The organism is Streptomyces sp. NPDC022552 (assembly GCF_055561875.1).
Map to the genome: position 1 here is coordinate 537,305 of NZ_JBVHGJ010000004.1, position 20,718 is coordinate 558,022.

Consider the following 20,718-nt stretch of genomic DNA (forward strand, 5'->3'; position numbering starts at 1 on the left):
CGGCCACCCGGCTACGTTCCGCGACACCACAGTCGGACGGAACGCGTGAAGGGGTGGGTCGCATGGCCGAAGTCAGCGCGGAGGCACGGATCGAGGCGCCGGCCGAGAAGGTCTGGGCGCAGCTCACGGATTTCTCGTCGTACGGCGAGTGGAACGCCACCCACACCAACTTCCCGAGCGGCGGACCGGCTTCCCTGGAGACGGGCGCCACGTTCGCGGAGAACATGAAGCTGATGGGCTTCCCCGCCGAGGTGACCTGGACGGTGGAGGAGCTGGAGACCACCCGGGTGCTGGCCATCCGGGGCAAGGGCCCGATGGGGGTCGTCGTCGGGACGCGGTACTCGCTGGCCCCGGAGGGGGATTCCACCACGGTACGGATCGACGGCGAGTTCACCGGCGCGGCCGTCTCCCTGATGGCGGGCAAGCTGAAGGACTCGGCGACAGCCGCGCTGAACGAGTCCCTCCGCAACCTGGCCGGTCTGGTGGCCTGACCGGGTCCGCACCTCCGGCCGACGCGACACGCAGGGCCCCGCGGCCATCGCCGCGGGGCCCTACGGGCTTTCGGGCACTCAGTGCTCGTCGGCCAGGATCAGGTACAGCTTCTTACGGGCTTCGTTGATGACCGCGACGGCCTTCTGCCGCTGCTCGGCGCTGCCGGTCTTCCAGACCTGGCCGAACGCCTCCATCAGACCGAAGCCGGCCTGCCGGATCTCGTTGACGGCCTCCCAGTCGACACCGCGCCCGGCCTCTTCCCAGGGGGCGTCCGGCCCCGACTCGGCCTCGGTCCGGCCGGCGTCGGTGAGCGTGAACAGCTTCTTGCCGCCCTCGCTCTCGCTGGTGATCAGACCCTCGTCCTCGAGGAGCTGGAGGGTCGGGTAGACCGAGCCGGGGCTGGGCTTCCACGCCCCGCCGCTGCGCTCGCCGATCTCCTGGATCATCTCGTAGCCGTGCATCGGCCGGTCCTTCAGCAGCGTGAGGATCGAGGCGCGCACATCTCCGCGCCGCGCCCGTCCCCGGCCGCCGCCTCCGCGGCCCCGTCCGCCTCCGAAGGGGCCTCCGCCCCACGGTCCGCCGCCGAAGCCCGGTCCGAACTGCCCGAAGGCGGCACGCCGCCCCTCGAAGTCACCGCGAGGGCCTCCCCGACCACGAGGGCCGGGTCCGCAGTCTCCATGTCCGTGTTCGTGTCCATGTGAACGCATCGCAACGCTCCTTCCATCGGGTACATCGTTGAACTGTCGCGATGCCTCAACGATATATCGGAACAGTTCGTTTGCCAACACCCGACCGGTCCAGTCGTCCCGGATTGGCCTTGGCCTGCGGCTTTGCGGCCCCGATACGGTCCGTGCCATGCGGATCCGAATCGTCGACGCGTTCACCGACCGCCCCTTCTCCGGCAACCCGGCAGGGGTCCTCCTCCTCGACTCCTTCCCCGACGACCACTGGCTCCAGAAGGTGGCAGCCGAGGTCAACCTCTCCGAGACGGCCTTCGCCCACCCGCTCCCCCCGGGCGGCGAGGCCGACTGGGCGCTGCGCTGGTTCACGCCCGCCACCGAGGTCGACATGTGCGGCCACGCCACACTCGCCACCGCTCACGTCCTGCACACCACGGGCGCAGCGACCGGGACCGTCCGCTTCGCCGCCCGCTGCGGTGTCGTCACCACCACGGCGGGGCCGGACGGCACCATCACCATGGACTTCCCGACCTCGTCGCTGACCCCCGTCACGGCCCCCGACGGGCTGGAGAAGGCCCTCGGCGCGGAGATCGTCTCCGTCCACGACACCGCCGCCCACGTCGGCGACCTCGTCGTCGAGCTGGGCGACGAGGCCGCCGTCCGCTCCCTGGCGCCCGACCTCGCGACCCTGGCCGGCTTCTCCGAGCGCGGAGTGATCGCCACCGCCGCTGCCGAACAGCCCGACCGGGGCTACGACTTCGTGTCCCGCGGCTTCTTCCCCCGCGTCGGCATCGACGAGGACCCGGTCACCGGCAGCGCGCACACCGCGCTCGCCCCCTTCTGGTCGGCGCGCCTCGGCCGCGACGACCTCACCGGATTCCAGGGCGGCGCGCGCACGGGGATCGTCCACACCCGGCTGCGCGGCGACCGCACCCTGCTGACGGGCCACGCGATCACGGTCATCGACGGCGAGCTGAACGCCTGAGACCTTCTCCGAACAGCGGGAAAGGGGCGTGCGGCCGTCGCCGTACGCCCCTTTCCCGCCTCCGTCTACACGGTGGGCAGCCAGTCCACCCTCCCGGCCAGCAGGCCGTATCCGACGAAGGCCACGATGTCGAGCAGCGCGTGCGCCACCACCAGCGGACCCACGCGCCCCCAGCGGCGGTAGAGGTAGACGAAGACGACGCCCATCACGACGTTGCCGACGAAGCCGCCGATGCCCTGGTAGAGGTGGTACGAGCCGCGCAGCACCGAACTCGCCACCAGGGCCGCCGTCGGCGACCATCCCAACTGCCCGAGCCGGCGCAGCAGATAACCGACGACGATGACCTCCTCCAGTACGGAGTTCTGCACCGCCGACAGGATCAGCACCGGGTACTTCCACCACACATCCGGCAGCGACTCGGGGACCACGGTCAGATTGAACCCGGCCCCTCGCGCGACCAGATAGAACGCGAGCCCGGCGCTTCCGATCCCCGCCGCGACCAGCGCGCCCCTGCCGAGGTCGGGCCAGGGGCGCGTCCGGTCGAAGCCGATGGCGCGCATCGCCGAGCCCTCCCGCAGCAGCAGATGGGCGACGAGCACGACCGGCACGAGCGCCGAGGCGATGCCGAAGAGCTGCCAGGCCAGATCGAGCCAGGGGCGCCCGGGCGTGTACGAGCCGTTGAGCGTCGCCGCCTGTTCCTTCAGCCCGCCCGCCTTGGTCAGCGCGCCGGTGAAGCTGATCAGGGACGACAGGGCGCTGGCGCCGAGCGACAGCGCCAGCACGATCAGCGTCTCGGACCTCAGGACCCGGCGCGGCAGGCCGTCGGGCGGAAGGGCAGCGGGCACCACTCGTTGATCCGACACCACACCTGTTCTCCACTTCCCCATCGCGTTCCGGGTACGGAGATCATGCGTGACGGGTGGGGGCGCGCGCCATTCCCGGTGGCCGACGGGCGGGGGCGCGCGCCGTTTCCGGTGGTGCCGGGCGGGCGCGCGCCGTTCCGAGTGGCTAGTCGATCCCCACGGGCCATCGGTGCACGGGCTCGCCGCCGTGCATCAGCTCGGCGTATCTGCGGGTGGTGGCCGCCAGGGCCGCCTCCCGGTCGAGACCGGATTCCAGCGCCTTGTGGAAGGTGTCGGCCTGCCAGGAGGCGCCGTTGACCCGCCCCCGGCAGCGTTCTTCGATCACCCCGAGGTAGAAGTCCCGGTCCGCCGGTTCGACGTGCCAGGCGTCGAGCCCGGACGCGGCCAGCGGCAGGAGCTCGTCGAGGACGAGACGTACGGCCGGGACGGTCGCCACCGCGCCCGAGCGGCCCGGTCGCGGCCAGCGCAGCTCCGACTCGATGCCGTGGCGGCAGGCGGTGTCGAAGTTCGCGGCAGCGTCCTCGAAGGGCAGCCGCTTCCAGATCGGGCGGGTGTCCTCCGCCAGTGCCCGTACCAGTCCGTAGTAGAAGGCCGCGTTGGCGACGACGTCGGTGACGGTCGGACCGGCCGGCAGCACCCGGTTCTCCACGCGCAGATGCGGGACGCCGTCCACCCAGCCGTAGACCGGCCGGTTCCAGCGGTAGACCGTGCCGTTGTGCAGGACGAGCTCCTGCAGCCGCGGCACCCCGCCCTGGTCGAGGACGAGGAGCGGGTCCTCCTCGTCGCAGATAGGCAGCAGGGCTGGGAAGTAGCGCAGGTTCTCCTCGAACAGGTCGTACGCGGAGTCCACCCATCGCTCCCCGAACCAGGTCCTCGGCCGCACCCCCTGGGCCTGGAGCTCGGGCGGCCTGGTGTCCGTGGCCTGGGTGAACAGCGGGGGCCTGGACTCGCGCCACAGCTCCCGGCCGAAGAGGAACGGCGAGTTGGCCCCGACGGCGATCTGGACCGCGGCCACGGCCTGGGCCGCGTTCCACACGGCGGCGAACCGGGCGGGCGTGACCTGGAGGTGCAGTTGCACGGAGGTGCAGGCCGCTTCGGGCACGATCGACGTGGCCGTGCAGGTGAGCCCCTCGACGCCATGTATGTCGAGCGTGAAGTCCTCGCCGCGGGCGGCGACGATCTGGTCGTTGAGGAGGGTGTACCGGTCGACGGCCGAGAGGTTCTCGGAGACGAGATCGTCCTGTGCGAGCGTGGGCAGAATTCCGATCATGAGGACGCCGGCGTCGACTTCGCGGGCCTTGCGGTCGGCATATCCGAGACCGGTTCTGAGTTCCTCCGCGAGCCGGTCGAAAACACGGCCTCCGAGCCGGTGCGGAGCGATGTTCACTTCGAGGTTGAACATTCCCAGCTCCGTCTGGAAATCCGTGCTCGCGATGCGCTCGAGGACCGCGCCATTCACCATCCTCGGCATGCCGTCGGCGCCCGCGAGATTGAGTTCGATCTCCAGCCCCATCAGATTGCGCGGCCGGTCGAACCTCTTCTCCGCCAGGAGCCTCGCGAGCCCCGCCAGGCACTGCTGGAGCTTCCTGCGGTATCTCTGCCGATCGGACAGGTCGAACCCGTCTGCCACGACCTTCTCCCCCATGGAAGCGTCCCTCCCGATCGGGCGGCCACGGCGACGGCCGCGCGTGTCACGGACGATGATGCCCACCCCGATTGATCCATAACGCCTGCGGGACGGCTTCGTTGAACGATAGGCTGGGTCGGGCAATCATCCGGCACGTCCCGAGGGCATCTGCAAAGGACATATTCCGCGGCCATATTCATCGAAAGCATGGGGTCGATATCCGGCCGTCCGCATCGGTGAAGTCCTCGCAGGCAGATGACCTGCGTGCGTCGCAAATACGATGAATCGCCTCCACAGCAAGGCCGGATGGCGCCTTGTCGGCAATATCGGCGACCGCTAGAGGAAACAACGCGTGAACACGTCTCGTATAAACTCCGCGAACGAGGCAGAGTGTTGGCGCCCGGCCATGGCTTCATGGCCCCCTCGGCCCGGCAGCCCACAGCGCCGTCGTACCTGCCCACGCGTCACCGTGTCTCCTGAGTGAGAGGCGACCCATCATGCTCCGACCCTCCCCGGCCCCCGCGCCGGCCCTGCGCAGTGTCCTCGCGGCCCTCGGTTCCCCCACCGCCGTCCGTGAGGCGCGAACTCCCGCCCTGCGAGCCGCCCAAGGGCCACTGAGCCCCGAGGCGCCCCTGCCCGTCCACGTCCTCGACGTACGGGAGCAGGTCGTCCCGTCCGGGCAGGCGCCGCGTACGCGGCTGGCCGGCTGGCGCTTCCTGATCCGGGGCACCGACCGGGCGGTGGCCGCCGCCGACACCATGCTCACCCCCGACGGCTGGTCCTTCTCGCACTTCTTCGAGGGTCCGTACGTCACGGCCACCGAACGCGCCCTGCTCCAGGCCGAGTCGCTGCCCACGATGTACCAACCGCGGCTGCTCTCCGTACCGGAGCTGTACATGCTGACGCTCTGGCTGCACGGCGACACGGACGCCGACGGAGCGTCCTCCTCGCCGGACCCGGCCGATCTGCTGGTCCCGCTCGCCCCGGCACCGCCCGGCATCGCGGCCCACCGGCCGCACCGGGTCGCCGACCTGCTGCCCGTCCTCACCCTGCGACTGGCTCCCCCACCGCTCTTCGGCACCCCGGCGCCGGCCTGAACCACCTCTGCCGAGGCACCCCACGCCCCGCGGCCGGGAACGGGCCGCGGGGCGTCACACTGTCCGAACGGCCGCCTCGAACACCCCGCCCCGTACGGACTAGCCCACAGGGGCTACCCCGAACCACCCGAAGTGACCGCCCAGTTGAGTTGAACCGCCCGCGCGGGTGATACGTCTTCATGCAGTAGGAAGAGCTGCCGTGAAATCCCTGCGGATCGCCTTCCGTAGGGGAACACTGGACCAACCGAACCGACAACGGGGGGCGGCCATGAGCACCGCATCGAGCCGCAGGACGACAGAAGCCACGACGCAGCGAAAGAACCCATCCATGTGCCAGCACCAGCCTGCCTGTCCCACCGCCGACTCCGCCGACCGGGAGGCGGCCCGTCTGACGGCACACCACCCGGAGCAGGGCTGGAGCCTGCTGTGCAACGGGGTCCTGCTCTTCGAGGACACCGGTGAACTGCTGCCGGACGGCCAGATCATCGCCCCGCACCGCCCGCTGACGGCGGGCCGGGTGACGACCGCCGCCTGACACCGGGGCACGTCGGGCACGCAACGTACGAGGGAACACGCAAGGGCCGGCCCGGAGAGAAGTCTCCGAACCGGCCCTGACTCATACGCGGCGGGGGCCGCTCAGGCGCGGCTCACGCTCAGTTGTCGTACTCGTCCATCGGAGGGCAGGAGCAGACGAGGTTGCGGTCGCCGAACGCGCCGTCGATACGGCGGACCGGTGGCCAGTACTTGTCCGCGGCCGAGACACCGGCCGGGAAGACCGCCTCGTCACGGGTGTACGCGTGCTTCCACTCGCCGCCGAGCGCCGCCGCGGTGTGCGGGGCGTTGCGCAGCGGGTTGTCGTCCGCGGGCCACTCGCCCGACGCGACCTTCTCGATCTCGCCGCGGATCGCGATCATCGTGTCGCAGAAGCGGTCGAGTTCGGTCAGGTCCTCGGACTCGGTCGGCTCGATCATCAGGGTGCCGGCCACCGGGAACGACATGGTCGGCGCATGGAAGCCGTAGTCGATCAGGCGCTTGGCGATGTCGTCGACGCTGACACCGGTCGCCTTGGCGAGCGGGCGCAGGTCGACGATGCACTCGTGGGCGACGAGCCCGGCCGGACCGGTGTAGAGCACCGGGTAGTGCGGCTCCAGGCGCTTGGCGATGTAGTTCGCCGCGAGGACGGCCACCTGCGTGGCGCGCTTGAGGCCCTCGCCACCCATCAGACGCACGTACGACCAGGAGATCGGCAGGATGCCCGCCGAGCCCCACGGGGCGGCCGAGATCGGGCCGACGCCCGTCTCCGGACCCGCGGTCGGCTGCAGCGGGTGGTTCGGCAGGTACGGCGCGAGGTGCGCGCGCACACCGACCGGACCGACGCCCGGGCCGCCGCCGCCGTGCGGGATGCAGAAGGTCTTGTGCAGGTTCAGGTGCGAGACGTCGCCGCCGAACTTGCCCGGCTTGGCCAGACCCACCAGCGCGTTGAGGTTGGCGCCGTCGACGTACACCTGACCGCCGGCCTCGTGCACCTCGGCGCAGATGTCGGCGACGTGCTCCTCGAACACACCGTGCGTGGAGGGGTAGGTGATCATCAGCACGGACAGCTCGTCGCGGTACTGCTCGATCTTGGCGCGCAGGTCCGCGACGTCGACCTCGCCGTCGTCGGCGGTCTTGACGACCACGACCTTCATGCCGGCCATGACCGCGGAGGCGGCGTTGGTGCCGTGCGCGGAGGACGGGATGAGGCAGACGGTGCGCTGCTCGTCGCCGTTGGCACGGTGGTAGGCGCGGACGGCCAGCAGACCGGCCAGCTCGCCCTGCGAACCGGCGTTGGGCTGGATCGACACCTTGTCGTAGCCGGTGACCTCGGCGAGACGCTCCTCCAGCTCGGTGATGAGCGTGAGGTAGCCCTGCGCCTGCTCGACCGGGGCGAAGGGGTGGATCTGGCCGAACTCCGGCCAGGTCACCGGCTCCATCTCGGTGGTCGCGTTCAGCTTCATGGTGCAGGAGCCGAGCGGGATCATGCCGCGGTCGAGCGCGTAGTCGCGGTCGGCGAGCTTGCGCAGGTAGCGCAGCATCGACGTCTCGGAGCGGTGCGCGTGGAAGACCGGGTGGGTCAGGTACGCGTCGGAGCGCAGCACGCCGGCGGGCAGCGCGTCCTCGGTGGCGGCGTCCAGGGCCTCGATGTCGGCGGTGACGCCGAAGGCGCTCCACACGGCGTCGAGCTGGGCCCGGCCGGTGGTCTCGTCGCAGGAGGCCGACACGTGGTCGGCGTCGACGAGGTACAGGTTGACGCCGGCCTCACGGGCGGCGGCGACGGCCTCGGCGGCCTTGCCCGGCACGCGCACGGTGACGGTGTCGAAGAAGGTTCCGTGGACGACCTCGACGCCACCGGCCTTCAGGCCCGCGGCGAGGATCGTGGCGTACCGGTGGGTGCGCCGGGCGATGCCCTCGAGGCCGTCGGGGCCGTGGTAGACGGCGTACATGCCGGCCATGACGGCGAGCAGCACCTGCGCGGTACAGATGTTGCTGGTGGCCTTCTCGCGGCGGATGTGCTGCTCGCGGGTCTGCAGGGCCAGTCGGTACGCCCGGTTGCCGTCGGCGTCGACGGAGACGCCGACGAGGCGGCCGGGCAGCGAGCGGGCGTGCTTGTCCTGGACGGCCATGTAGCCGGCGTGCGGACCGCCGAACCCCATGGGCACACCGAACCGCTGCGTCGTTCCGACGGCGATGTCGGCGCCGAGCGAGCCGGGCGAGGTGAGCAGCGTCAGCGCGAGCAGGTCGGCGGCGACGGTGACGACGGCGCCGAGCTCGTGGGCCGCGTCGATGAGCGGCTTGATGTCACGGACGGCACCGGAGGCGCCGGGGTACTGGATGAGCACGCCGAAGACACCACGCTCGGCGACCTCGGCGGGGATGCCCTCGGACAGGTCCGCGACGACGACCTCGACACCGGTCGGCTCGGCGCGGGTCTCGATGACCGCGATGGTCTGCGGCAGCGCGTCGGCGTCGATGAGGAAGACGCCGTTCTTGACCTTGCCGACACGGCGGGAGAGGGCCATGGCCTCGGCGGCCGCGGTGCCCTCGTCGAGGAGGGAGGCGCCGGAGGTGGGCAGACCGGTGAGGTCGGCGACCATCGTCTGGAAGTTGAGCAGCGCCTCGAGGCGGCCCTGCGAGATCTCCGGCTGGTAGGGCGTGTACGCCGTGTACCAGGCGGGGTTCTCCATGACGTTGCGGAGAATCACGGGAGGCGTGAACGTCCCGTAGTACCCGAGGCCGATCATCGGGGCGAGGACCTGGTTGCGGTCGGCGAGCTCACGCAGCTCCGCGAGGACCTCGGCCTCGGTGCGGGCCGCGGGCAGGCCGAGCGCCTCGGCGTTCTTGATCACGTCCGGCACGGCGGCGGCCGTGAGCTCGTCGAGGGAGCCGTAGCCGACCTGCGCGAGCATCTTGGCCCGTGCTTCGGCGTCGGGCCCGATGTGCCGCTGCTCGAACGGGATGCCCTGTTCGAGTTCGGAGAGCGGAATGCGGTGGGCGGTCATGTACGGAGGCCTCCTGGTCGTCACGACCTGCGAGGGGCACCACGGCGCGGGTGCCCGGACGGCCTCCCCCTCTGTCATCTCAACCTGAGAGCTTCACCGGCATGCCGAAGTGGCGCGCCGGTTTTCACCGTCGGTGAGAGCGAATGCCGTCGGACCTCCGCTCTGCTTTCCAGAGTGACCTCGCCCGTGCGGTACAGGTGCCTGAGAGATTCCGGGGAGGATTTGCTCCTTCGGCGCCTCCGAAAGGTTTCTCCGGAGGACTCTCCCGCACGGTGTCGACAGCCACAGCCAGCCTACCAGCGCGGTTCCCGGACTCATCGCTCAAGTGGCCGACATCCCAGATGTGCACTTTCGTAGTCTTTGTAGAGCAGTTGCGACCAGTTGGAGGGACCGTGCAGACCGACATCGATCCGCGCAGCCTGATCGGCCGCAAGGCGTACGACCGCAACGGGCACAAGATCGGCACCGTGGACGAGGTGTACCTGGACGACGCGACGGGGGTCCCCGAATGGGCGGCGGTCCGCACGGGCCTCTTCAGCCGGGACGCGTTCGTCCCTCTGGAGCCGAGCGAACTCGTCGAGGACGGCCTCCACGTCCCGTACGAACGCGCCCTGATCAAGGACGCACCGGACTTCGGCGTGGGCCGGCACCTCTCCCCCGAGCAGGAGCTCCAGCTCTACCGCCACTACAGCCTGGCGCTCCCACCCCCACCCCCGATGGACCACGACTTCGGCCGCCTGGCGGGCCAGGAGGACAGCTGACGCCCGAGGCGGGTACGGCAAGCCCGGCTGAGGGCCGGGCTTCGTCGGGCTTCACCCCGCTAGGCGACCGCCGCCTCACCTCCCGCACGCCTCACCAGCGGCAGCGGCTCCCCCGGCTCCAGCTCCGGATCGTCGACGAGGAACGTCCGCACGCGCCCCGGCGGTGACTGCGGCTCCTCGAAGCGCACGGTGACCCGCCCGACCCCGCTCCCCTGCACCCACCCGGCCCCGTACACGGCATGCCGTACGTCGTTCCCGGGCGCCCATCTCCGCTCGGCGGCCTGCGGCTCCTCCGGCTCGGGTACGGCCTCGGCCGCGGGCACCTCCTCCGCCGCGCCGCCCGGGCCGCCCGAACTCCCCGCATCCTCCGCCGCCTGGGCGAACAGATCCTCCTGCGTGTAGTCCGCGAGCCCGCTCACCCCCACACCGAGCAGCCGCACCCCACCCGTGGTGTCCACGCCCTCGAGGAGCCGCCCGGCCGCCTCCCGCACCACCAGCGGATCGTCCGTGGGCCCGCGCAGCGTCTCCGAGCGCGTCAGCGTCGAGAAGTCGAAGCGCCGCACCTTCAGCACGATCGTGCGGCCCGAGTGCCCCGACGCCCGCAGCCGCCCCACGCACCGCTCGGCAAGCCGCTCCACCTCGATCCGGATCCGCACCCGGTCGTGCAGGTCCACGTCGAAGGTGTCCTCGACCGACACCGACTTCGCGTCCCTCTCGGCCACCACGGGCCGATCGTCGTACCCCTGGGCCATTCGGTACAGGGACGCCCCGTGCGCCCGCCCCAGCAGCCGTACAAGCTCGTCCTCGCCCGCTTCCACGAGGTCCGACACCGTCGTCATCCCGGCCCGCCGCAGATGCTCCCCCGTGGCCGGCCCGACCCCCGGCAGGATCCGTACCGACTTCGGCCCCAGCAGCTCCCGCTCGGTCCCCGGCTCTATGAGCACCAGGCCGTCCGGCTTGGCCTCCTCGGAGGCGATCTTGGCGAGCATCTTGGACCCCGCGAGCCCCACCGACCCCGTCAGCCCCGTGGTGGCGAGAATGTCCCTGCGCAGCCGCTCACCGGCCTCCAGGGCGCCGGCGCGGTCCTCGGCCACACCCCCGGCCTCCAGGTCCACGAAGGCCTCGTCCAGGCTCAGCGGCTCGACGAGCGGCGACAGCCGCCCGAGCAGCTCCATGACCTGCTCGCTGATCGACCGGTAGAAGCCGAAGCGCGGCACGAGATAGGCCGCGTTGGGCGCCAGCCGCCGCGCCTGCGCCATCGGCATCGCGGAGTGGACACCGAAGCGCCGTGCCTCGTACGAGGCGGTGGCGACGACCCCGCGCGGGCCGAGGCCGCCGACGACCACCGGCTTTCCACGCAGACTGGGTTTCGCCGCCTGCTCGGCGGCGGCGAAGAAGGCATCCATGTCGAGATGCAGAATCGTCGGCGCGGCTCTCACATCTCCGATGCTGCCCTACGCCACTGACAATCGACCGCGCGCACGTACGGCCGCGCCGGAGACGGAAGCACGCCCGGAAGCGATCGCCGCCCGGAGCCGGAGGAACACCCGGACCGATCGGCCTCGGACCTGTCGCCCCCGGCCCACCCGACCCTCAGACCGCCCGGTCCCGCCTCCGCCGCGCGAGCTCGTCGCCCGGGTTGTGCCCGACCAGCGTCTCGCCTGTGTCGATCCGCTCCCCGTGCAGCTGGGAGAGCGCCGCCTCCACATCGCGCCAGACCACGCCGACCGCGATCCCGAAGACGCCCTGGCCGCCCTGGAGCAGATCCACGACCTCGTCGGGCGAGGAGCACTCGTAGACCGTCGCCCCGTCGCTCATCAGCGTCATCCGCTCCAGGTCGCGGAAACCACGGGCCCGCAGATGCTGGACGGCGGCCCGAATGTTCTGCAGCGCGACCCCCGTGTCCAGGAACCGCTTGACGATCTTGAGAACGACGACGTCACGGAAGCTGTACAGCCTCTGTGTCCCGGATCCGTACGCCGGCCGCACGCTCGGCTCGACGAGCCCGGTGCGGGCCCAGTAGTCCAACTGGCGGTAGGTGATCCCCGCCGCCGCACATGCCGTCGGACCGCGGTATCCCACGGTGTCCGTACCGGATTCCGCCCTGTCCGTCCCGTCCGCCGTCGCGCCGGAAGTGGCGTTCGGCGCCGCCCCCACGCCCGCGTTCGTGTCCGCTCCGAAGTCGCCCACACTGCCGTGAAGCGGATACGGACCGCGCTCCCCGGGCGCGCGCCCGAGGGAGCCCCCTGCCGTACCGTCGCCGCTGCTCATCACGCCGACCCTCCGTCCTTGACCTGCCCACACGAAGGTAGGCAGTCGCTCGGGGTGCGTCAACGATCGCCACACTCGGCACGCCGAGTGATAATCACCCTGAGAGTGGTTTCTCGTGCCCCTCTCCGGGGAAAGGCTATCCGAATGCGCTGACGGCGCCCCGTGAACAGCGGCCGGATCTCACTGGCTGCTGGACCCGAAGTCCTCGGGGGAGATCTGGTCGAGGAACTCGCGGAACTTCTCCACCTCGTCCTCCTGCTCGTCCGGAATCGCGATACCGGCGTCGTCCAGCACGCCGTCACTGCCGAAGATCGGCGTCCCGGTGCGCAGGGCCAGCGCTATCGCGTCGGACGGCCTGGCGCTCACCTCGACGCCGCTGGCGAAGACCAGCTCCGCGTAGAAGACACCTTCACGGAGATCGGTGATGCGGACCTCGGTGAGCTCTTGGCCCACCGCTTCAAGGACGTCCTTGAAGAGGTCGTGCGTCAGCGGCCTGGCAGGGGCCATGCCCTGCTGGGCGAAGGCGATCGCGGTCGCCTCACCCGGTCCGATCCAGATGGGGAGGTACCGATCGCCTCCCACTTCACGCAGGAGCACGATCGGTTGGTTGGAGGGCATTTCCACCCGGACACCCACAACGTCGAGCTCGTTCACACAGCAACCCTAGGACGTGCCCGACCGGTTTGGGTAGTCGGGCCCCAACAAGATCACTGCAATCGAAGCCCGAGTGCGGTCTGGACCAGTGCCGCGTGCAGCCGTACGGAGAGGCCGGCGAGTTCCTTGGCGGTGGCCTCCGCATGGGCCCTGGTCTGCGGATTACGGTGCCGGCGCAGCGGAGCGACGACCTGTTCGACCAGCCCGGCCTCACGATCGGCGGCTGCTTTGACCGCCCGGAGGTGGCGCGGTTCCAGTCCGAATCTCCCCAGATCCGCGACAAGTCTGGCCACGGTGACGGCCTCGGCGTCGTAGCCGCCCTCGGGTCCCGCGGCGATGAGTCCGTACGACTCCCACTCCGCGAGCTCCTCCTCGGTCACCTCGGCGGCGGCCAGCAGCTCGGCCCGCCCCACGCGTGCGGCGGTCGGACGCCCGTTCTCCGCGTCCCACGCCCCGTCGAGCAGGTCCCGCTGGGGGCTGGGAGCGGGAAGCCTGATCTGCTCGCCACGGGCGAGGGCGTCGAGATGCTCCCGGATGACCTTCAGCGGAAGATAGTGATCGCGCTGCATCCGCAGGATCTGGGCGAGCCGCTCCACGTCCTGCGGGCTGAACTTCCGGTACCCGGAGGCCGTCCGCCGGGGCTCGACGAGCCCCTCGGCCTCCAGGAACCGGATCTTCGAGATGGTCACTTCGGGAAACTCGTCACGCAGCTGGTTCAGCACCGTCCCGATGCTCACCAGCCGGTCGCCCGCTGTGGCGGTGCCGTGACCGGCACCGCCCGTCGGTGTTCGCAGCATGGACCTTCCCTGAAGGCTTCCCGGAGGCGTCACATGCCTCGCTGGCTCGAGTAGAAGACCAGCCGGTACTTGCCGATCTGCACCTCGTCGCCGTTGGACAGAACGGCCGAGTCGATCGGCTCACGGTTGACGTACGTGCCGTTGAGGCTGCCGACGTCGGCGACGGTGAAGCTGCCGTCCTGCGCCCGCCGGAACTCCACATGGCGCCGCGACACGGTGAAGTCGTCGAGGAAGATGTCGCTCTGCGGGTGACGGCCGGCCGTGGTCAGCTCGCCGTCCAGCAGGAAGCGGCTGCCCGAGTTCGGGCCGCGTCGCACGACGAGGAGCGCCGATCCGGCCGGCAGCGCCTCGACGGCCGCCAGGGCCTCGGGCGAGAGCGACGGCATCGCCGTCTGGCCGGTGACCTCGGCGTCGTACGCCTCGAGGCCGGAGATCGAGATCGTCGACGTCGTCTCGGACGCGCGCTCCACAGGCGCCCCGCCCCGCAGCGGCGTGCCGCAGTGGGAGCAGAAACGGCTGTCCGCGGCGTTGCGGTGACCGCACCTCGTACACACCGGCATGGACGCGTCCTCCTGCCGCGGCTGACCCGCGGAGGTCTGTGTCGCATACGGGTCGGGGGTGAACCCTCCACCCGTACCTGAGGTTGATGGTTCTCCGAAACCTATGCGCCCGGCACCGGCACGGTCAACAGACGACGCGCCATGGTCGTCGACCTCGTCACGGAAGAGCGGGCGTTCGCCACCCTGCTCCTCGCTCTGGGCGTGGCGCGGCGCGCGGTGCTTGGCGTTGCCGCCGTCCTCGCGTGCGCTCTTGCCGAACAACTTCGCAAAAAAACTCACGGGCGATTCCCCTTGACCGAAACAGACCCGCCCGTGGGGCAGGACGAACCCTGAATGAACACACCTGCCGACCCGGACACCCTCACAACGTCCGTATCCACCCGACAGTTTCCACCACGCACCACGCTTGTGGTGCGGCGACCCCCCGCAACGTCTTCCCCTTGTCGCGCGACCGCCATGCGCCCCCGCCTCACTGCGAGGACGACTGAGCGTAGTCAGGCCGCTTCGCAGGTCGCAAGGCATCCACGACGATCTTCTGGGACCGGGCCACGGTCGCGGTGGCCTGCTCCTTCTCCAACGTCTGCACGACGCCACCAGGGATGTTGAGCGCGGGCTCGAGATCCTCGGGCTTGCCGATGACCTTGAAGACGTACGGAGCGGTCACCTTCGTTCCATCGATTTCTATGTCGGCGCCACTTCCCGAGAAGTAGCTGTCCGCGACGACCCGTACGTCGTTGACCTGAATCGCCTCGGCACCGGCGGCCCGCAGCTCCTGGATGGCGTCGAGCAGCATGTCCGACTCGACGGCCGCGGCGGCCCCGCGAATGGTCAGCGTGATACCCGGCCCCTCCGCGGCGACGGTTCCGGCCAGGATCCCCAGCTGCTGCTCCTTCTCCTGGGTCTGCTTGCGCGCCTCCTCGGCCTGGTCGGAGCTGGACTCAAGCTCCGAGCGCTGGGTCTCCAGGCGCGCCTTCTCGTCCTCCAGCCGCTGTGTGCGGTCGTCGAGCTCGTCGAGGATACGGACCAGGTCCTCCTGGCGCGCCCCGCGCAGCGCGCTGTTGTCGCTGGTGGAGCGGACCTGGATCGCGAGACCCAGGCCGAGGACGAACAGCAGCACGGCCACGATCAGTTGGGCCCGACTCGCCCTCGGTGGCCAGAGCCCGGCGGCCAGCCGCTGGCGGCCGGTCTGCTGCCGCGCCTCGGGAGCGTCGGGGCCGGCGGGAGCGTCCGAGCCGGAAGGAGCGTCCGGGCCGGCGGGGGCCGCGGGGGCGGCGGGAGCGGAGGACTCTGCGGGCCCTGCGGGCTTCGGCTGCTCGCCGTCCGGGTTCTCGGGGGTCTCCGGGTTCGTTGCGTCGCTCATCGGTGTCACGCCCGGAAGACGTGCCGCCGGATGGCGGCCGCGTTGGAGAAGATCCGGATGCCGAGGACGACCACGACACCCGTGGACAGCTGCGCGCCGACGCCCAGCTTGTCGCCGAGGAAGACGATCAGCGCGGCCACGACGACGTTCGACAGGAAGGAGACCACGAAGACCTTGTCGACGAAGATTCCGTCGAGCATGGCCCGCAGGCCGCCGAAGACCGCGTCGAGGGCGGCGACCACGGCGATCGGAAGATAGGGCTCGACCACCGCCGGAACCTCGGGACGGACCAACAGTCCGACCACGACTCCCACGATCAGGCCCAGTACGGCGATCAAGATGTGCCCTTCCCTGTGTCGGCCGTGGCCTGCCCGCTGGGCTTGGTGGCCCCGGCTCCCCTCGGCTCTGCTGTACGTACGATCAGGCTCGGCGCGGCCGGCAGACGCACCTCGGTCTCGGCCGAGATGCTGGTGCGGATCCCGAAGTTCTCCTGCAGCGCGTGCAGGTACTGTCCGTCGGCGCTGTCCTGGAACGCGGTGCTCAACCGCTGCCCGTCCCCCACCGCGAGCACCGTGTACGGCGGCACCAGCGGCTTGTTGTCGACCAGTATGGCGTCACCGGCGGCCCGGATCGCCGACAGTGACGTCAGCCGCTGCCCGTTGATCGCGACGGCCTCGGCACCCGACTCCCACAGTCCGTTGACGACCCGCTGCATGTCGCGGTCACGGACCCGGCCGGTGTCGGAGAAGCCGCTGCTCTCGCGCGGACCCCCGCCGCCCTCCTCGGTGCCCTTGGCGTCGTCGACGACGAGCTTCACACCGGGACCGTGCACCGGCGTCGCACCGGAGAGCAGAGCCACCAGCTCGGCCTGGTCACCACCGTGCTGTTCCAGCGCCTTGCGCTGCCGCTCCCCCACCTCGGCGCGGATCTTCTCGACGTCCTGCTCCAGCCTGTCGGCCGCCGACGTCTCCGCGTCGATCCGGCCGATCAGCTCCTGCCGCTCCTTGGCGACGACCGGCGCGGAGATCCGCGCCTCCGCCGCTCCCACCGTGACCACCGCGGCGGCGAGGACGAGGCCGGCAGCGAGCCCGAGCTTGGCCCGGAGCGTACGGGGCAGACCCCCGCCCTCCGCCTCGCGCCGGGCCGAGGCCTCGGCGTAGCCGTCGTCGAGCGCGTGGTCCATCACGTTGTTCAGCAGCGACATGGACGCGTCCGGACGCGGGGGTGGGGTTCCGGTGCTCCGAACGGGGTGCTGCTGCGACATGCCGCACATCGTCGCACGTCGCCGCCGCTACCGCCGAATGGCCCCACCGGAGACCGGGCGGCGTCCGACGGACACCACCCGGCTCACACGTCCCTTCCGTTCAGTGACCTGCGCTGTCGACCACGCTCGACCACTCGTCGAGGAGCGCCTGCGCGGAGGCGTCGTCGGGGCCCTCGGCCCACAGATGGGTGACGGCCTCGGCCGGGTCGGGCAGCACCATGACCCAGCGCCCGTCGGCCTCGACGACCCGTACGCCGTCGGTGGTGTCCACCGACCGCTCGCCGGCCGCCTCCACCACACGGCGCATGACGAGCCCCTTCACGGCCCATGGCGTCGCGACATCCCGCTTCAGGACGTGCGCCCGCGGGATACGTGCGTCGATCTGGCTCAGCGTGAGCTGGGTCCGCGCCACCAGACCGATGAGCCGCACGAAGGCGGCGGCACCGTCGAAGACGCTGCTGAACTCGGGAATGATGAACCCGCCCCGGCCGTCACCGCCGAAGATCGTCGACTCCTCCCGTCCGACCCTGGTCAGATCGTCCGGCGACGTCGTCGTCCACTCCACCTGCGTGCCGTGGTAGGCAGCGACCTGTTCGGCGATCCGCGTGGTCGTCACGGGCAGCGCCACCCGCCCCGATCGCCGCTCGGCGGCCACCAGGTCGAGCATGACCAGGAGCGAACGGTCGTCCTCGATGATCCGGCCGCGCTCGTCGACGAGCGACAGCCGCTCGCCCACCGGGTCGAACCGCACCCCGAACGCGGCACGCGCCGAGGCGACGATCTCCCCGAGCCGCACGAGCCCGGCCCGCCGGGTCTCCGCCGACTCCGTGGGCCGCGACTCGTCGAGGCCCGGGTTAATCGTCAGCGAATCCACCTGGAGACGACCGAGGAGGCTGGGCAGAACGAGCCCCGCGCTACCGTTGGAGGCGTCCACGACGACCTTGAGGCCGGCCTCGGCGATCCCCGAGGTGTCGACGTTCCGCAGCAGCGAGCCGGTGTACGAGTCGAAGACGCTCGCCGGGAAGGTGAGGTCCCCGATCTCGCCCGGGAACGCTCGCCGGTACTCCTGACGTGCGAAGACCCGGTCCAGCTTGCGCTGCCCGGCCTGTGAGAGATCCGCACCGCGCTCGTCGAAGAACATGATGTCCACGGAGTCGGGAACTCCGGGCGAGGTCCGCAGCATGATCCCGCCCGCGCTTCCCCGGGCGGTCTGCTGCCGTGCGACGGGCAGCGGTACGTTCTCCAGATCGCGTACGTCGATGGCACTCGCCTGCAGCGCCGAGATCACGGCCCGCTTCAGGGCACGGGCGCCCCGGGAGTGGTCACGCGCGGTGGTGACCGTGGAGCCCTTCTTCAGCGTCGTGGCGTACGCACCCGCGAGCCTCACGGCCAGCTCGGGTGTGATCTCCACGTTGAGGATCCCGGAGACGCCCCGCGCCCCGAAGAGATGGGCCTGCCCGCGCGACTCCCAGATGACGGAGGTGTTGACGAAGGCGCCGGCCTCGATCGTCTTGAAGGGGTAGACCCGTACGTTCCCCTGAACGATCGATTCTTCTCCGACGAGACACTCGTCGCCGATGACCGCCCCGTCCTCGATCCGGGCCGCCCGCATGACATCGGTGTTCTTCCCGATGACACAGCCGCGCAGATTGCTCTGCTGGCCGATGTAGACGTTGTCGTGGACGACGGCCTTGTGAAGGAAGGCGCCACTCTTGACGACCACGTTCGACCCGATGACGGTGTGCTCGCGCACCTCGGCGCCGGCCTCGACCTTGGCGTAGTCGCCGATGTACAACGGCCCGCGGAGCACGGCGTCGGGGTGGACCTCCGCGCCCTCCGCGACCCATACGCCGGGCGAGATCTCGAATCCGTCGAGTTCGACCTGAACCTTTCCTTCGAGCACGTCGGCCTGCGCCTTGACGTAGCTCTCGTGGGTCCCGACGTCCTCCCAGTAGCCCTCGGCGACATAGCCGTAGATCGGCTTGCCCTCCTTCATGAGCTGGGGGAAGACGTCACCCGACCAGTCGACGGAGGTGTCGGCCTGGACGTAGTCGAAGACCTCGGGCTCCATCACGTAGATGCCCGTGTTGACGGTGTCCGAGAAGACCTGCCCCCAGGTCGGCTTCTCCAGGAAGCGCTCGACCTTTCCCTCCTCGTCCACGATCGTGATGCCGAATTCCAGCGGATTCGGCACACGGGTCAGGCAGACGGTGACCATGGCGCCTTTCTCCTTGTGGAAGGCGATCAGATCGGTGAGGTCGAAGTCGGTGAGCGCGTCCCCCGAGATGACGAGGAAGGCATCGTCCTTCAGTGCCTCCTCGGCGTTCTTCACACTCCCCGCGGTGCCGAGCGGTTTCTCCTCGTTGGCATACGTGAGCTCCATTCCGAGCTCTTCGCCGTCACCGAAGTAGTTCCTGACCAGAGAGGCCAGAAACTGCACGGTCACGACGGTCTCGGTGAGTCCGTGCCTCTTGAGCAGTCGAAGGACGTGCTCCATGATCGGCCGGTTCACCACCGGCAGGAGAGGCTTGGGCATGCTCGAGGTCATCGGGCGAAGTCGTGTTCCTTCGCCACCGGCCATCACGACGGCCTTCATGTCGGAAGCGTCCTCCTTGAAGAGACGACGGTCCAGCCGACTTCACCTGCCCGTGCGGTGGGCCTCGGGCATCCTCGATCGTGCCGGCGACGCTGCACGGCACAGGACGGATGGGCTCAATCGGCCGCGGTATCCGCCTTCACGAGTCGACGGACCTGGACCACGTAGAGGATCCCTGCCCACCAATACAGAGTTGTACCCCATCCGGCGAAGGCCCACCCGAAAACTTCGGCGAGTGACGAAAGCCAGCCCGTTCCGTCACTGAGCAGCAGCAAGGGGAAGGCGTACATCAAGTTGAAAGTCGCAGCTTTGCCCAGGAAGTTCACCTGCGGCGGCGGATAGCCGTGCCTGCGGAGGATTCCCACCATCACGAGCAACATCAACTCGCGGGCGAAAAGGGCGGCGGTCAGCCAGAGCGGCAGGATCTCGCGCCAGGTCAGCCCGATGAGCGTGGAAACGATGTACAGCCGGTCGGCGGCGGGGTCGAGCAGCCGGCCGAGGTTGCTGATCTGGTTCCAGCGCCGGGCGAGCTTCCCGTCGAGATAGTCGCTCACACCGCTGAGCATCAGCACGAGCAGGGCCCAGCCATCGCTGTTGGGCCCGCCGAACACAGGTCGGAGAATCAGCCACAGGAAGAGCGGCACACCCACGAGACGAGCCATGCTCAGGATGTTGGGGATGGTGAGGACCCGGTCCGTCTGAACGCGAGTCTCCTGGACCTCCACCCGGGGGCCTCCTGTGCTGGAACGTGCCAATGATGCCCCCTGACCTTACCCTCAGCCACGACGGCCGAGTGCACAGGGGTCCGAGATCTGCCCTGGAAACGCAAAAATGCCTCAACCCCCGGACAAGGTCCGGGGGTTGAGGCTAAAAATTGTTCGGCGGCGTCCTACTCTCCCACAGGGTCCCCCCTGCAGTACCATCGGCGCTGAAAGGCTTAGCTTCCGGGTTCGGAATGTAACCGGGCGTTTCCCTAACGCTATGACCACCGAAACACTATGAAGTTGAACCGCCGCGCCCCGACCAAGTGGGGGGCGTGTTCGTTACTTCAGAACTAACACAGTGGACGCGAGCAACTGAGGACAAGCCCTCGGCCTATTAGTACCGGTCAGCTCCACCCATTACTGGGCTTCCACATCCGGCCTATCAACCCAGTCGTCTACTGGGAGCCT

General features: G+C 69.9%; 19 protein-coding genes, 2 rRNA genes and 2 riboswitches. Of the genes, 5 read left to right on the top strand and 16 right to left on the bottom strand.

Annotation, left to right across the window (positions count from 1 at the left end):
- Positions 1 to 62 precede the first annotated feature (62 nt).
- Positions 63 to 491 carry a type II toxin-antitoxin system Rv0910 family toxin gene (locus ACZ3OF_RS15450; RefSeq protein ID WP_361678017.1) on the top strand — a complete coding sequence of 143 codons (429 nt, stop codon included), beginning with the start codon at positions 63 to 65 and terminating at the stop codon, positions 489 to 491.
- Between the two features lie 78 nt (positions 492 to 569).
- On the opposite strand, the gene ACZ3OF_RS15455 is transcribed toward ACZ3OF_RS15450, so the two are convergent.
- Positions 570 to 1,199: a PadR family transcriptional regulator gene (locus ACZ3OF_RS15455; protein ID WP_361678014.1), complete on the bottom strand. Its 630-nt coding sequence runs from the start codon at positions 1,197 to 1,199 to the stop codon at positions 570 to 572.
- Between the two features lie 148 nt (positions 1,200 to 1,347).
- Here ACZ3OF_RS15455 and ACZ3OF_RS15460 point away from each other — a divergent pair, with 148 nt between their 5' ends.
- Complete coding sequence (locus ACZ3OF_RS15460) at positions 1,348 to 2,157, top strand: PhzF family phenazine biosynthesis protein (RefSeq protein WP_467304953.1); 810 nt, start codon at positions 1,348 to 1,350, stop codon at positions 2,155 to 2,157.
- Positions 2,158 to 2,222: 65 nt separating this feature from the next.
- Here ACZ3OF_RS15460 and ACZ3OF_RS15465 read toward each other — a convergent pair whose 3' ends face one another.
- Together ACZ3OF_RS15465 and ACZ3OF_RS15470 are read right to left on the bottom strand one after the other, a co-directional pair.
- The gene (locus tag ACZ3OF_RS15465; protein ID WP_467304955.1) at positions 2,223 to 3,044 is read right to left on the bottom strand and encodes a CPBP family intramembrane glutamic endopeptidase; all 822 of its coding nucleotides are present in this window, start codon (positions 3,042 to 3,044) and stop codon (positions 2,223 to 2,225) included.
- A gap of 121 nt (positions 3,045 to 3,165) precedes the next feature.
- Complete coding sequence (locus ACZ3OF_RS15470) at positions 3,166 to 4,665, bottom strand: glutamate-cysteine ligase family protein (protein ID WP_467304957.1); 1,500 nt, start codon at positions 4,663 to 4,665, stop codon at positions 3,166 to 3,168.
- A gap of 479 nt (positions 4,666 to 5,144) precedes the next feature.
- Here ACZ3OF_RS15470 and ACZ3OF_RS15475 point away from each other — a divergent pair, with 479 nt between their 5' ends.
- Together ACZ3OF_RS15475 and ACZ3OF_RS15480 are read left to right on the top strand one after the other, a co-directional pair.
- Positions 5,145 to 5,744, top strand: coding sequence for a hypothetical protein (locus ACZ3OF_RS15475; protein ID WP_361678002.1), 600 nt, complete (start codon positions 5,145 to 5,147; stop codon positions 5,742 to 5,744).
- A gap of 328 nt (positions 5,745 to 6,072) precedes the next feature.
- The gene (locus tag ACZ3OF_RS15480) at positions 6,073 to 6,279 is read left to right on the top strand and encodes a DUF5999 family protein (protein ID WP_053648929.1); all 207 of its coding nucleotides are present in this window, start codon (positions 6,073 to 6,075) and stop codon (positions 6,277 to 6,279) included.
- Between the two features lie 118 nt (positions 6,280 to 6,397).
- On the opposite strand, the gene gcvP is transcribed toward ACZ3OF_RS15480, so the two are convergent.
- Positions 6,398 to 9,283: an aminomethyl-transferring glycine dehydrogenase gene (gene gcvP / locus ACZ3OF_RS15485; RefSeq protein WP_361678000.1), complete on the bottom strand. Its 2,886-nt coding sequence runs from the start codon at positions 9,281 to 9,283 to the stop codon at positions 6,398 to 6,400.
- Positions 9,284 to 9,344: 61 nt separating this feature from the next.
- Positions 9,345 to 9,462: riboswitch (glycine riboswitch) on the bottom strand.
- Positions 9,463 to 9,561, bottom strand: a riboswitch (glycine riboswitch).
- A 114-nt stretch (positions 9,562 to 9,675) separates the two neighbouring features.
- Here gcvP and ACZ3OF_RS15490 point away from each other — a divergent pair.
- Complete coding sequence (locus tag ACZ3OF_RS15490; protein WP_361677997.1) at positions 9,676 to 10,044, top strand: PRC-barrel domain-containing protein; 369 nt, start codon at positions 9,676 to 9,678, stop codon at positions 10,042 to 10,044.
- A 59-nt stretch (positions 10,045 to 10,103) separates the two neighbouring features.
- Here ACZ3OF_RS15490 and ACZ3OF_RS15495 read toward each other — a convergent pair whose 3' ends face one another.
- From ACZ3OF_RS15495 to ACZ3OF_RS15550, 12 genes are all read right to left on the bottom strand, one after another.
- Positions 10,104 to 11,483 (bottom strand): DNA polymerase IV, encoded by a 1,380-nt coding sequence (locus ACZ3OF_RS15495; protein ID WP_467304963.1) that lies wholly within the window; start codon positions 11,481 to 11,483, stop codon positions 10,104 to 10,106.
- Positions 11,484 to 11,637: 154 nt separating this feature from the next.
- Positions 11,638 to 12,315: a MerR family transcriptional regulator gene (locus tag ACZ3OF_RS15500; RefSeq protein ID WP_361677991.1), complete on the bottom strand. Its 678-nt coding sequence runs from the start codon at positions 12,313 to 12,315 to the stop codon at positions 11,638 to 11,640.
- Positions 12,316 to 12,495: 180 nt separating this feature from the next.
- Positions 12,496 to 12,969 carry a bifunctional nuclease family protein gene (locus tag ACZ3OF_RS15505; protein WP_158985224.1) on the bottom strand — a complete coding sequence of 158 codons (474 nt, stop codon included), beginning with the start codon at positions 12,967 to 12,969 and terminating at the stop codon, positions 12,496 to 12,498.
- Between the two features lie 53 nt (positions 12,970 to 13,022).
- A complete protein-coding gene (gene ftsR, locus ACZ3OF_RS15510; protein WP_361677988.1) occupies positions 13,023 to 13,766 on the bottom strand; it encodes a transcriptional regulator FtsR in 744 nt (247 codons plus the stop codon).
- A gap of 29 nt (positions 13,767 to 13,795) precedes the next feature.
- The gene (locus ACZ3OF_RS15515) at positions 13,796 to 14,713 is read right to left on the bottom strand and encodes an FHA domain-containing protein (RefSeq protein ID WP_361678295.1); all 918 of its coding nucleotides are present in this window, start codon (positions 14,711 to 14,713) and stop codon (positions 13,796 to 13,798) included.
- 82 nt (positions 14,714 to 14,795) lie between these two features.
- On the bottom strand, positions 14,796 to 15,686 hold the full coding sequence (locus ACZ3OF_RS15520; protein WP_467304965.1) for a DUF881 domain-containing protein: 891 nt from the start codon (positions 15,684 to 15,686) through the stop codon (positions 14,796 to 14,798).
- 5 nt (positions 15,687 to 15,691) lie between these two features.
- Complete coding sequence (locus ACZ3OF_RS15525; RefSeq protein ID WP_015032176.1) at positions 15,692 to 16,024, bottom strand: small basic family protein; 333 nt, start codon at positions 16,022 to 16,024, stop codon at positions 15,692 to 15,694.
- Positions 16,021 to 16,950 (bottom strand): DUF881 domain-containing protein, encoded by a 930-nt coding sequence (locus ACZ3OF_RS15530; protein ID WP_361677983.1) that lies wholly within the window; start codon positions 16,948 to 16,950, stop codon positions 16,021 to 16,023. Before ACZ3OF_RS15530 ends, ACZ3OF_RS15525 begins: the two co-directional genes overlap by 4 nt.
- A 100-nt stretch (positions 16,951 to 17,050) precedes the next feature.
- Positions 17,051 to 19,546, bottom strand: coding sequence for a mannose-1-phosphate guanyltransferase (locus tag ACZ3OF_RS15535; protein ID WP_361677980.1), 2,496 nt, complete (start codon positions 19,544 to 19,546; stop codon positions 17,051 to 17,053).
- 116 nt (positions 19,547 to 19,662) lie between these two features.
- Complete coding sequence (locus ACZ3OF_RS15540; RefSeq protein ID WP_116162104.1) at positions 19,663 to 20,271, bottom strand: CDP-alcohol phosphatidyltransferase family protein; 609 nt, start codon at positions 20,269 to 20,271, stop codon at positions 19,663 to 19,665.
- Between the two features lie 151 nt (positions 20,272 to 20,422).
- Positions 20,423 to 20,539 (bottom strand): 5S ribosomal RNA (gene rrf / locus ACZ3OF_RS15545).
- An 85-nt stretch (positions 20,540 to 20,624) separates the two neighbouring features.
- Positions 20,625 to 20,718 (bottom strand): 23S ribosomal RNA (locus ACZ3OF_RS15550); the annotation flags it as partial.